The sequence below is a fragment of the Pseudomonas sp. rhizo66 genome (assembly GCF_031931925.1).
Lineage (GTDB): Bacteria > Pseudomonadota > Gammaproteobacteria > Pseudomonadales > Pseudomonadaceae > Aquipseudomonas.
The window spans coordinates 174,310-186,343 of sequence record NZ_JAUJWZ010000018.1; the positions used below are offsets into that span (position 1 = coordinate 174,310).

Annotated in this window: 8 protein-coding genes; 1 reads left to right on the plus strand and 7 read right to left on the minus strand. The window is 57.6% G+C overall.

Going from position 1 to position 12,034, the window contains the following annotated elements; genetic code table 11:
- Positions 1–39: 39 nt before the first annotated feature.
- Positions 40–789: a hypothetical protein gene (locus tag QZR14_RS21420; protein ID WP_250606567.1), complete on the minus strand. Its 750-nt coding sequence runs from the start codon at positions 787–789 to the stop codon at positions 40–42.
- Between the two features lie 343 nt (positions 790–1,132).
- Between QZR14_RS21420 and QZR14_RS21425 the strand changes: the two genes are divergently transcribed.
- Positions 1,133–2,281, plus strand: a complete 1,149-nt coding sequence (locus QZR14_RS21425) for an aldose epimerase family protein (protein WP_311997694.1) — start codon at positions 1,133–1,135, stop codon at positions 2,279–2,281.
- 110 nt (positions 2,282–2,391) lie between these two features.
- Here QZR14_RS21425 and QZR14_RS21430 read toward each other — a convergent pair whose 3' ends face one another.
- From QZR14_RS21430 to QZR14_RS21455, 6 genes are all read right to left on the minus strand, one after another.
- The gene (locus QZR14_RS21430; RefSeq protein WP_250606565.1) at positions 2,392–2,787 is read right to left on the minus strand and encodes a hypothetical protein; all 396 of its coding nucleotides are present in this window, start codon (positions 2,785–2,787) and stop codon (positions 2,392–2,394) included.
- An 80-nt stretch (positions 2,788–2,867) separates the two neighbouring features.
- Entirely contained in the window at positions 2,868–3,131 is a 264-nt protein-coding gene (locus tag QZR14_RS21435) for a PAAR domain-containing protein (protein WP_007918680.1), read from the minus strand.
- 16 nt (positions 3,132–3,147) lie between these two features.
- Positions 3,148–3,546: a hypothetical protein gene (locus QZR14_RS21440; RefSeq protein WP_311997695.1), complete on the minus strand. Its 399-nt coding sequence runs from the start codon at positions 3,544–3,546 to the stop codon at positions 3,148–3,150.
- 343 nt (positions 3,547–3,889) lie between these two features.
- On the minus strand, positions 3,890–4,291 hold the full coding sequence (locus QZR14_RS21445; RefSeq protein ID WP_311997696.1) for a hypothetical protein: 402 nt from the start codon (positions 4,289–4,291) through the stop codon (positions 3,890–3,892).
- 2 nt (positions 4,292–4,293) lie between these two features.
- Complete coding sequence (locus tag QZR14_RS21450) at positions 4,294–9,006, minus strand: RHS repeat-associated core domain-containing protein (protein ID WP_311997697.1); 4,713 nt, start codon at positions 9,004–9,006, stop codon at positions 4,294–4,296.
- Complete coding sequence (locus tag QZR14_RS21455; protein ID WP_311997698.1) at positions 9,003–11,909, minus strand: type VI secretion system Vgr family protein; 2,907 nt, start codon at positions 11,907–11,909, stop codon at positions 9,003–9,005. Before QZR14_RS21455 ends, QZR14_RS21450 begins: the two co-directional genes overlap by 4 nt.
- Positions 11,910–12,034 lie beyond the last annotated feature (125 nt).

Sequence of the window (12,034 nt, forward strand, 5' to 3'; positions counted from 1 at the left end):
GGTTTGGTGGTGCATTGATCATCACCGCCCCAACAGAACTCACTGCACCGGCAAGAAATTCAGGAACAACAGACTCTGCGCGTAGTTAAGGCCGATCCGCCGATACCGCTCATCAAGCATCTGCGTGAGCAAATCCAGGCGGGCGACGATTTTGCTGAATTCGGTGGCGAAACTCAGGTTGCTGCCCTCCTCCGAAATCTCGTTGGAGAACAACAACGGCTGGCCTTCCTTGTTCTGCCGTTGCGACAGAATCCACATGGCCTTCTCGATGTTGCGCGCCGAGTTGTGCACGAATGTCGGGTTGATCGCATCGGTCATGTAGAACTCGGTGCGATTGCCGTGGGCGGTCACCAGCATGCTGCCGATCGCATAGATAAATGCGCCAACGCGGTCACCGAGAAATTCCGGACTCATCGCATAGCTGAGCGCAGCCAGATCCTTGCGACCGCCAAGCACCGGCAACGGCTGTTGCTGCTCGACGGCCAGGCGCACCTGTTTCACTGCCGCGTTGATGTTGAGGAAACCGGATTTGCGCAGTTCTTCGGGGTTGCGCAGGTACAGCTTGCCCATCAAACGGTAGAGGCTGTTGAGGTTGTCGCGCATCGCCAGCGTGGCCATGCGGTCGACGCTGGTCTGCAAAAACTCCTGCGGCTGGCCGTCACGCATCTGGTTGAAAAAGCCGTTGCCGTCCTGGTGACTGCAACCGCTGAACAGCAGCGACGACAGACACGCCAGCAACAGGCACGGGCGGCGGAAAAAAGCAGCGATCAGGGCAAAAGCTCTCGGCATGAAATCTCGAACAGGCACATTCCTGTGCGGCGGGAGTCACCGCATCCTGGCCATGGATAGAGCCGCCGATTGCGAAAAAGTGCAGTGAGGCCAGTGACGAGTCGACCTTCGGCGCTTTCGCCAAAATAAATTAGTCAGTCTTTATTGTTGAAATAAACGTTTAATCAACTATAAATTTCCTTCCACACCACAAATAGCATGACTAGTAACCGTGTAGGAGCTGCCGAAGGCTGCGATCTTTTGACTCTGTTTTTATAGCCAAGATCAAAAGATCGCAGCCTGCGGCAGCTCCTACACAGGGTCAGCAGCAATTTGAAAACAACAACAAAAAGGAAGGTCAACCATGCTTCAATCCCGTCACCTGCTCTCCGGCCTCGGACTGTCCCTGATGATCGCCACCCTCTCCGCCAACGCGGCCGGCCTCAGCGCCGAACACAAAGCCTTCGGCAAGACCAATGACGGCACGCCCGTCGAGCAATACATCCTGCGCAACAGCCACGGCATGCAAGCCACCGTCATCACCTACGGCGCGACCCTGCAATCGCTGAAAGTGGCGGACAAGCACGGCAAGTTCGACGACGTCGTGCTCGGCTTCGATGATGTCCAGGGTTACCAAAAAGGCACCGCCTACTTCGGCGCGACCATCGGCCGTTTCGGCAATCGCCTCGCCGAAGGTGCGTTCGAACTCGACGGCAAGCGCTATAAAGTGCCGCAAAACGACAAGACCAACGCACTGCACGGCGGCACGCTGGGCTTCGACAAGAAAGTCTGGAAAGCGCAGGAAACCAAGGACAAGGACTCCGTCGGCGTGACCCTGACCTATCTGTCTGCGGACGGTGAAATGGGTTTCCCCGGCAACCTCACCACCGAAGTGACCTATCGCCTCACCGACAACAACGAACTGCGCATCGACTACAAGGCCAGCACCGACAAACCGACCGTGCTCAACCTGACCAACCACAGCTACTTCAACCTCGCCGGCGCCGGCAATGGCGACATTCTCAAACAGGTCGCCACCCTGCACGCCAGCCATTACACCCCGGTCACCGCCAAGCTGATCCCGACCGGCGAACTGGCACCCGTGGCCGGCACGCCGATGGACTTCACCAAGCCAACCGAGATCGGCACGCACATCAAGGCGGATCATCCGCAACTGAAATTTGCCGAGCCGAAACAGGGTGGCTTCGATTTCAACTGGGCGCTGGATACCAAGGGCGATATCAATAAAGTCGCCACTGAGGTCAGCGATCCGCAGTCCGGCCGTGTGCTGCAACTGTTCACCACGGAGCCGGGTGTGCAGTTCTATACCAGCAACTTCCTCGACGGCACGGTCAAGGGCAAGGGTGGCAAGGTCTATCCGCATTGGGGCGCGTTTACCCTGGAGACTCAGCACTATCCGGATTCGCCGAATCAGCCGGACTTCCCGAGTACTCGGCTTGATCCGGGGCAGACTTACAGCCACAGCGTGGTGTTGAAGTTCTCCGCGAAATAACCTCCAACGCTGATCGCTCCCACGCTCCGCGTCCCTTCGCGAACTGGAACGCGGAGCGTCCCTTGAGGCATTCCATTGTTGCGCGTGGGAACGATCAATCACCAAGGAGATTACAGACCCACACGCTCCAATCCCTGACGCATGCCTTGATCCGCCTGCTCGCACCACTGCTTCAGCGTCAGACTCGGCGGCAGATTGGCCTCCAGGGTTTTGTATTGTCCATCGCCCAATACCTCACCCTTGCGACCATGGGCCTCGTTCTTATCGCCGTCACTCTTGTCCATCTGCCCTGGAATACCAGCAACAAACGCCACCATTTTATTGGCGTTCGCAGTGCTTTCAGCTTTCAGGAAACCTTTGTCAACGCAATGCTTAATCAGACCGGACATGTTGCGCCCAGTATCGTACATTCCTTTCAACGTAGCGGCGTCCGGCCCTTCTGCGTGAGCAACATTTACGGTGCCGAGAGTGGCGGTCAGTGCGAGGATCAAAGCGATGTTCTTCATGTTTATTCCTTTAATGGATGAAGCCAGGTTGTTTACTTGCAGTATTCCTGAGGGCGAACGAAGAGCTCACCCTCGTAGATTCAACTGACCACCGCTCCTTTCGGGCCACTGGCAATCAGCGCGGCCCCGCAGGCGGTTTTCATGCCGTCCAGCGCGATGGGCGTTCCATCGACGGTGTAAGTGCTGCTGCCTTCGGCAATTGGAAAAATGCCTTTGCACAGAGGACAACTGACTTTGTGGCCAACCCCTGCGATGGGCTTGCCGTTGAGGTCGGTCTGGGAAAAGGCTTCGAGGACTTTGCCACCGTGAGTGGTGGAGTCGCCCAGACGAATGGCGTCTTTCATGTTGTCATTCCTTCGACTATAGGGTTGGTTGCGATCTCACACCGGTCGCTTCGTCGTCACTTTTGGATTTATCAAAATCAAAACCCGCACATAGAGAAGCGTCGTTTGCGAGCATGTAGGCTCCGCAATATTTCCAGTCCTCATCTATAAGCAAATAGCATTTCCGACTCCCGATTGCTGACGAAGAAAAGCTAATTGCTTCAATGGACAACGAATATTCTTTACGCACACAGGAGATTTCGCGCTTCGTCATTAGCGCTACAATTATGCCATCTGTTTCCGGCAAGCTTAAACGCAGTGATTTATCGAAAGGCAGCCCTACAAGTGAGGCTAGCTTTTCTTGATAGTGACTAAGCAGTTTTTTTCCTTGAACCTTTCTATAAAGTATTTCTCCTTTATAAGGATCTACATTCATTTGAAGTACCTTTATTTATAGAAGGCTGCCTCAGAAAAGTTGCCTGTTCCAAAAATAACTGGATATAAACTTCCCATCCTATTTGCAAGAGCTCAATCAGCATATAAAAATTAATAGAAGCAACACGTTCTCTTGTTTTCGCGTTGCCGTTTTTTTGCCTGCGGGTTTGATATGAATAACAGGACAGGCTGCGGGAAATAGTGGAAGCGGAGTCTCCGGAATTTCGAACAGTGGGTGCATGGTAAGCGCTAGGCATGGATAGCTTTTATGGCATATCGGTATAAAACGCTTAGCCAGGATTTTATATGTATCCGTCTGCACTCATATTGATTTTACTCTCTTGCTAAAACTGGGGGAGATTAATTTTGTTTCTACTGAGAATCAAGGATATCTTTTCTATGAACTTCACCGGCAGGTCGGTTGGTGCGCCATACAAATCGACTATCCCAACCTCGACCGCGCTATCCACAATCTGGCAAAAATCTTCAAAATCTTGTGATGGGATCGATTCACTAAGATCTGATGGCATATCATCGCCCCTCCCATTAAGTGGCAACAAGGCGCCCATTTTCTCCCATTCACTTAGGTTACGGTCTTCAGGATAATTGTTCAGGTGTGCTACCAAATCGTTGATAGCCGTATGCTGAAAAGACTTTGCTTTACAGTAAGCCTCTAGAAGTTTTGACGCATAAAGTTGTAAGTCTCTCGGAGAAAGCTTGGAAAGCTCGCTTGAAATCTCTGACATCATTATTTTCCTCCACATCCTGTGACAACATTCAAGTTAAATTTCTTTACTAAGGGGTTACAAACCGAGCATGGCGGTTTATTCGTACCATGCACGCCGCTTGTGCTATTTCTCCCTCTCACATTAGCCACCGAGATTTCAGCGCCATCTAAATCCAGACCTTTATTTTTAGCCCTTGCGATTGCATTGACCTCTGCACACTGCGCATCAAACTCATTCGGTGGAATGCCTTTAAGAGCATCGGTGACTTCAGGATTGGAAACGCCTCCCTGATTTCGACCTGTGACCATACGCCCATCCTTGGTCACTATAACTGCCACAGTATTCGGACGCTGTGAAGCTGGCAATCTTTGAGCCTTATCTGCAAGCCTGCTGGCTGGCGTCTTACCTGTCAGTCCTTCAGGGTCAACCCAACCGACAGGATTGGGAGCATACGCATAGAGATTTAACCCACCCGCGTAGCTAATCGGATCCTTACTAACAAACCGCCCAACCCCCGGATCATAGTACCGATGCCGATTGTAATGCAGCCCCGTCTCATGATCGTGATACTGCCCCTGGAACCGTATCGGGTTCATCACGCCATGCTGCCGCGCCCACTCCGAACGCTGCTCCGTCACCTGTCCCCACGCCTTGTATTGCGCGGTCCAGGCCAGATTGCCGTGCGCGTCCGTCAATTCCTGCGGTGTACCGAGGTGATCACATTGGTACCAGGCCAACGCATCAAACGGTAATGCCGTCGCCTTGTGATTCCACACTGGATCTTCATCAAAGCTGTATTCAACGCTGTAATCCGGCAACCCGATCAGATCGATCGGCGCATGCCGTACAGCCTGCGCCACAGGCACAAAAGTCCCGGGTTCGAAGACGTAGTGCACCGTGCGGCCGGGTTCGCCATCGCTCTGTGCCGGACTGCTTTCCCACGCGAGGTTGTCGCCGTCCCAGCCGTACAAGGTGAAGCCGCAGCCGAGTTCGCGTTGTTTGCGGGCGTGTTCGTTTCTGTTCCAGAGGGAACCTGCTTCAGGACGTTGTTTGTAGTGCGCGCGGGAGTTTTTGTGCAGACGGCGTCCCAGTGCGTCGTAAGCGAATTCGACGGACAGACGCGGATCTTCGAAATGCACAAGTCGATCAAACAGGTCCCAACGCAGGTCGCTGCGTTGGCCGTTGTGCCAGCGCTGAATCTGGTTGCCGCGTTCGTCGTAATCGTAGTGGGTGCCGGTGTATTCACGCAGCAAGTTATCGGCGAGTTTGCTGCGCGGTGGGGTCAGGTCCAGTGGGCGGCGAACTTCTGTCGCTTTGTCGTCGAGCAGGTTGCCGGCCGGGTCGAAGGCGAAGGTTTCCACGCCTTGGCGCGTCGCGGCGCTGAGCAGTCGGCCAACGGGATCGTAGCGATAGGCGAGCGGCCCGCGACGGCTGTCGTTGATGTCGGTCAGTTGGCCGGCGGCGTCGTAGCTGTACTCGCGTTTGAGCAGCGTGGATTTGTCGTCGCTGCGTCCCAGCAACTGTTCCTGCAAACGACCGGCCGGATCCCAGCTCTGGGTTTGCAGCAGGTGGTTGCCTTGATGGCGGGCGACTTCGCGGTGAAGGTCGTCGCGTTCGTAGCCGATCAGTTCGTGTTCATCGAGGCGCAGGCCGAGCAGGTGGCCACTGCCGTACGTCAGCCAACTGACACGGTGGCCGTCGGGGCGCACGGTGGCGACTCGTTGGTTGAGCACGTCGTACTCGTGTTGCCAGATCGCGACGGTGGGTTTTTCCAGACCGAGATAATGCTGGTGCTCGCGCAGCAGATTGCCGGCCGGGTCGTGGAACCATTGCAGGCGGCTGTCGGCGTTGTCGGCCAGTACCAGGTTACCGTTGCCATCGTAGGCAAAGGTTTCGCTTTGCGACTGCTCGCCCAGAGTGGCACGACGCTCGGTCAAACGGCCCATCGGGTCGAAGCTCACCGAGATCACACGGTTGCCATTGATCGATTGCGCGAGGCGACCGGTTTGCGCATCGTATTGATAGCGTGTGCTGCGGCCGTCGAAGCTACGCTCTTCGAGCAGGCGTCCGACCGGGTCGTAGTGGAAGTGCGCGCGTTGTTCGTTTTCGTTTTCCAGCGCTGTTAACCGTCCGAGACGGTCCCAGCGATAGCGCAGGGTTTGCTCGGCGGCATCGACACGTTCGGCGATCAAACCGGCAGCGCTGTAGCTCCACGTGGTGCAGCGATCGAGAGCGTCGATATGCGCCAGCAGCCGACCTTCGGCGTCGCGCTCAAAACGCTCTTCGGTCTTGTCCGGGTGCTTGATCAGCACCAGTTGGCCGGCCTTGTATTCGTATTCGGTGGCGTTGCCGGCAGCGTCGGTGAAGCGGGTCATCTGACCAAGTTCGTTGTATTCCCAAGCGCTGGTCTTGCCCGAGCAGTCGACGTACTCGACCATCTGCCCGGCGTCGTTATAGTCCAAGGTCTTTTCGTTGCCGTTGGCGTCCTTGATCGCGGTGGGCTGGCCGGATTTGTTGTAGGCGTATTCGGTTTTGTTGCCGAGCGGATCGAGCGCTTCGACCAGATTGCCTTGATCGTCGTAGGCGCGTTGCCACTGACCACCCTCGGCGTCGCTGATCTTGATCAGCAGGTCCTGATCGTCGTACGCGTAATGCATCACCGTGTGATCGGCGCGGATGTGCTCGAGCAGGTTGCTGCGTTCATCGTAGCTGTAGCGATCAGTGCTGCCGTCGGCATTGACGCGGCGCACGATATTCTTCGCCTCGTCGCGGAAGAACCATTCCGAACGCTCATCGGCGTAGCGAATGCGGTAGGTGTAGCCCAGGATGTCGTAGTAGTGCCAGGTCTCGTTGCCGAGCGCGTCGGTGACGTAGGTCAGACGGATGTTTTCGTCCCACTCCAGGCGCGTGTCGAAGCTGCCGTCATCGGCCCATTCGCGCACGGCTTTGGCCTTGGCGGTTGAACCGTCCCACTGCAGGTTCATGCCGCGCCCGGTGCGGTCTGTGTAACGGGTGATCAGGTGATGCTCGAACTGATACGACCAGACTGCGCCGTTCTCGTCCTGCGCCTGAACCAAATCGCCATAGGCGTCGTATTGGTACGCACAAAGTTGTCGCAACGGTTCGCCGTCAACGATCTGCCAGAGGCCGATAAACCGGCCGTGATCGTCGATCATTGTGCCGAGGTGCAGATGGACTTTAGTGAAGTCGTTTTCCTGATAGGTGATCAGGTCGGAGAGCAGCGAGTGTTCGCCGTGACGATGCTCGTAATGCAGCATGATCCCGGCGCCGTTGCGCAGCGAGATATTGCTCAGCACAAAGCGCTGGCCACGTCGGACGTAGGTTTCCTTGCGTTCGAAGCCACGGCACAACAGCAACTGGTCTTCGCCACTGCGAACCAGTGTGATGTTTTCGATGGCGTCGTAGTGGAACAGGCCGACCTTTGGCAGCGGGTAGCTGTGGTCGCGGCCGTCAGCGTCGTAAAACGTCAGGCCATCGTCCACGCAGTCAAAGCGTGTGGTGAATTCGTTGACCCAGCGAGCGCCGAGTTCGCTCTGATCGTAGGCTTCGAGGCGCGAGTTGTAGGTGCGCGTCCATTCGATCGGGAAGGGGCCGGGCAGGCTGAAATCGGTATGGCTGAGGCTTTCAGAGCCTATGGCGAAATTGATGCTGTATGGCGTGGCGCAATCACAGGGGCCTTTCTTTGGATTGGGCGCGCCTTTCGCCGGTGCCTGTTGGCCGTGGGCGGCCAACTGTCCCTCAGATGCCGTACGCTTCGCCTGTCCGGTCTTATCCGGGTGGACGGCGGCGTTCTGGCCATGGGCATTGCGCTTGCGCCACAACGTCACAGCGCTGGAAAGGATCAGCAGCAACCAACCGATGGAGTTCTGAACGGACTCGTCGTCCAGCTTGCTCAATTGGGTGCGTAGTTCCGGGCCCATCGCCCGCAGTTTTGCGGTTTCCGTGGCAACCCGCTTCTTCACGTCATCGGGCAGCAGGTGATCGGCCGCACTGTTGGCCAAGCCTTTGCCTGCGGCCTTATAAGCGCTGCACGCGGCACCGAAGATGTTGCCGAACGATGAAAGGGGATCATTCTTGAATTGATCGACCGCTGCACTCGCTTGTGCGCTGGCCGCATTGAGATCGCCCTTGGCATCAAGCTTGCCATTAGCCACCGTCTCAAGGCCTTTGGCAATCTCGTTGATAACGTCTTCGCCCAGCTTGCCAGCGTCCGCCAAAATACCGGGCAACTTGCCTTTGGCCTGTTCAACAAAATCATCCAGCGTGCCGATAATCGAGGCGTTCAGGTGACCGACCAGCACCTCGATCACGGAAGTGCTGAGCAACAACTTGCTGCTGGCCCTCATCTCCTGGCGCACCAGAAACAGTGTCGGCCGCAGGGTCATGCGGGCTGCCGCCATCGCCGGTGGCAGCGGCAAAACACCGATCAGGTTGATACCCAGACTGGCCCACGCGAGCAGGTCGCGTTTCTGCGCGTTCGACAGCGTGACGATGTCACCCAGCGCATCGACCAACGCCATGATGTTGCCCACCACGGGTAATGCGCCCGCAACGTTCTTGATCCGATCAAGAGTGACCACACCGCCACTGGCGGATTGAAGCCAGGCGTCGAAGGTTGCCGCACCGCTGGCGACATCCTGAATGTCGATGGCATTCAGGGGAACGATGGCAACTTGAGGTTCACGTTTTACTACAGCATTTTCAGTGGTCATGACAGCATCTCACCCGCCAGCAGGCCCGAGGTATTCAAGGACGGTTTTGGCAGACTCGGTGCAGGCAGGCTCGGCAATTTGCCCGCCTTGCTCGCCGCCCCCAGAATCCCCGATGCACTCGGCAACGCCGCACTCGCCAATTTCGGCAAACCGGCCGCCCCGCCCTGCACCACACCTTTCACCTGCTGCGCCGTTTGCATCGCACCTTGCGCCGTCTGCATTGCACTCATCCCTGTTTGCGCCATGTCCTTGCCCTTCTCCAACATCTCCCAGCTCTTGCTTGGCAAGACCTGCGCGACCATCGCTTGCACCTGACTCGGCACCTCTTCAGGTCCCGGTGGATTCAACGGCCACTCCGGTTTACCGATATAACTGCCATCGCTCCAGGTGTCCGCCGGATCCTTGCCGAACAGCACACGCGCCGGCCCCGGTGCGGCGCCGGCGACACTGGCAAAACCTTTTCCATCGAGCTTGCCCTTGATGCTTTTGCCCAGTGCATCGATGACTTCGTAATCGCCCTCTTTGATGCCCTGACGCCCGGCGTATTGGTTGAACAATTCCAGATTGCCCTTGCCCGGTTTCGGCGGTTCCGGGAACACGCCGGCCAGACTTTTCGCGCCGGTGTAGGCGAAGTTCGCTGCGTGCGCGGTGTACGGGCCGCTGGTGGCGTGGGTGATGCCGCCGGCGTTGTAGGTGGTGGCGCTGCCGCCGCCCTGGATCACCAGTTCTGTCTTGGCGGTGATGGTGATGCGATCGGCGTTGGCGGTGATGTTGAGTTTGGCCAGCAGGTTGATGCTGTCCTTCAGCGCGCGCACATCGATGTCGCCGGAGGCCGCGACCAGCCGCCAGCCCATGCTCTGCACGAACAGGCGCATGCCACGGCTGGCACTGGCGAGCAGGCGTTTGCCGATGGAGAAACTGGTGTGACCGGTGCTGCTCAGCGCCAGGTGTTCGCCGGTGGCGATGTGGCTGGAGCGCGGGGTGGTCAGGGCGATGCCGGCCGGGCTGGCCAGTACCAAATGCGGTTCAGTGAATTCCGGGAACTCATTGGCGGTCATGTTCGCCGGGCCACTGCCGAGCACGCCTTGATGCTGAGCGTGCAGCGCCTTGGCCACGTCGTCCTGATCGCCGGCTTCCTGGGCTTGCAACTCTTTGGCCTGCACCGCAAAACCGTCCTGCTGATCGCTCGCGGTGGCGAGGCGTTCGGCAGTTTCCGGCAAATCCTTGTGATGTTTCGACTCGTTCGGACGTGGCTCAGTGGTGATCAGCAGACCAGCGGCCGCACGCACCGCACCGTGGCGGTCGGTTCTCAACTCAAAACCTTCACCACGCGGCTGACCACCGCTCGGGCGCGGATGGGTCAGGTAACCCAGGTTGATCGCACTCGCACCGTGGTCACTGCGCAGCGCGATGCTGATCTCGCTGGTGGTGTCGTCGATGCGCAGTTCGTTGGCGCGACTGCCCTTGTATTCCTTGCTCTTGACCGTGGCCAGGGTCTTGAAATCCGGCAGTTTGTACGGCGGCAGATTCGCGCCGTGGTACAGGCAACCGGTGATCAGTGGTTGATCGGGGTCGCCCTCAAGGAAGGTGATCAGCACCTCCATGCCGACCCGCGGAATGTTGATCGAACCAAAGGTTTCTGCGGCCCAGCTCGACGCGACACGCATCCAGCAACTGGTCATGTCGTCGTGCTTGCCTTCGCGGTCCCAGAAGAACTGCACCTTCACCCGGCCGTATTGGTCGCAGTAGATCTCTTCGCCTTCAGGGCCGCAGACCACCGCGCTCTGGGTGCCGAGAACTTTTGGTTTCGGGTGATCGAGCGGCGGACGGTACGGCACGTCCCACGGGATCGCGCTGAAGCGGTTGCGGTAGCCTTGGTGGAAATCGTCCTTGAGGTCGGTGGTGTCGCTGGTCACCGACTCTTCGAGCACTTGCGGCTGCTTGCCTTCGTGGAAGATTTCGGTGAGCAGCCAGAGGTCATTCCAGGTCGGATTGGCGTGGTCGGTCAGGGCGAGGAAATGCCCGCTGACCAGAATCGGCTGATCGCTGTTGCCCTCGGCCAGACGATAGTCGCTGCGATGACGTTCCAGTGCGCGATTGGCCAGATGCTTGCCACGCTCGCGATCGACGAAACGGCCCGGGTAATCGTAGTCTTCAAGGTCTGGCTGAGCCGAACTCTTGGCGTCGCTTTCCAGTTCGATCTTCGGTTTGACGAAGTCGTAATCGCGGCGCGTGGTGCGGCTGGTGCGCGTGGCCAGACGCAGGCCGAAACGCTTGACCACCGGTTTGTCGGCAACCAGTCCGGAGTCCTGCTGATAGGCCACCGGCGCGAGTTTCGGGAACACCGTCTGGTCATCGCCGAAGGTCAGTTTGTGGCCGCTGGACGTGTGCTGGAAGTGGTAGTGAATGCCCTCCTCTTCACACAGGCGCTGGATGAAATCCAGATCCGACTCGTCGTACTGCACGCAGTAAATACGCTCGGGGTAAATCGCGCTGAGCTGGAAGTGGTAATCGCTGGCGAGGATGCCGTGTTCTTCCAGCACCTGGCTGATGATCTGCTGCACAGTCATCTGCTGGAAGATGCGCTGGTTGACCCGATGCGCGAGGTACGCCAGTTGCGGGCGCAGGGAGATCTTGTAACGGGTCAGGCGCTTGCCCGCCTCGCCCTGGGCGATGCTGTAGATCAGCCCGTGAATCCCCGTGCCGCTGGGCGACAGCTGCAGGAACGCGAGTTTGTGCAGCAGGCTTTCGAGGTTGATCGAGGCCTTCTCACTGACCAGTTCCAGTTCGAATTCGAACGGCGTGTTGAGGGCCTCGCGACCGGTGAAGGACAGCACTTGGAAGTCGCTGTCGATGCCATCGACGGTCAGATTGAAATGAGGCTGGTTGGCCGGTGAGAACATCCCTTGTTCCTCGCGCAGTGCTGCGACGCGCAACAGCCCGCTGTGGGGCTATTGGCAAAATTTCTTTAGAAGTGAATCCGCCCCGACCGGCGAAACCGGCCGAGGGGGTACAACAATCAGTCGCG

What these genes read in the sequence shown, in the direction of transcription:
- QZR14_RS21445 (WP_311997696.1), bottom strand. Translation starts at nt 4,291, where the DNA reads ATGTCAGAGATTTCAAGCGAGCTTTCCAAGCTTTCTCCGAGAGACTTA.
- QZR14_RS21425 (WP_311997694.1), top strand. Translation starts at nt 1,133, where the DNA reads ATGCTTCAATCCCGTCACCTGCTCTCCGGCCTCGGACTGTCCCTGATG.
- QZR14_RS21430 (WP_250606565.1), bottom strand. Translation starts at nt 2,787, where the DNA reads ATGAAGAACATCGCTTTGATCCTCGCACTGACCGCCACTCTCGGCACC.
- QZR14_RS21440 (WP_311997695.1), bottom strand. Translation starts at nt 3,546, where the DNA reads ATGAATGTAGATCCTTATAAAGGAGAAATACTTTATAGAAAGGTTCAA.
- QZR14_RS21450 (WP_311997697.1), bottom strand. Translation starts at nt 9,006, where the DNA reads ATGACCACTGAAAATGCTGTAGTAAAACGTGAACCTCAAGTTGCCATC.
- QZR14_RS21435 (WP_007918680.1), bottom strand. Translation starts at nt 3,131, where the DNA reads ATGAAAGACGCCATTCGTCTGGGCGACTCCACCACTCACGGTGGCAAA.
- QZR14_RS21455 (WP_311997698.1), bottom strand. Translation starts at nt 11,909, where the DNA reads ATGTTCTCACCGGCCAACCAGCCTCATTTCAATCTGACCGTCGATGGC.
- QZR14_RS21420 (WP_250606567.1), bottom strand. Translation starts at nt 789, where the DNA reads ATGCCGAGAGCTTTTGCCCTGATCGCTGCTTTTTTCCGCCGCCCGTGC.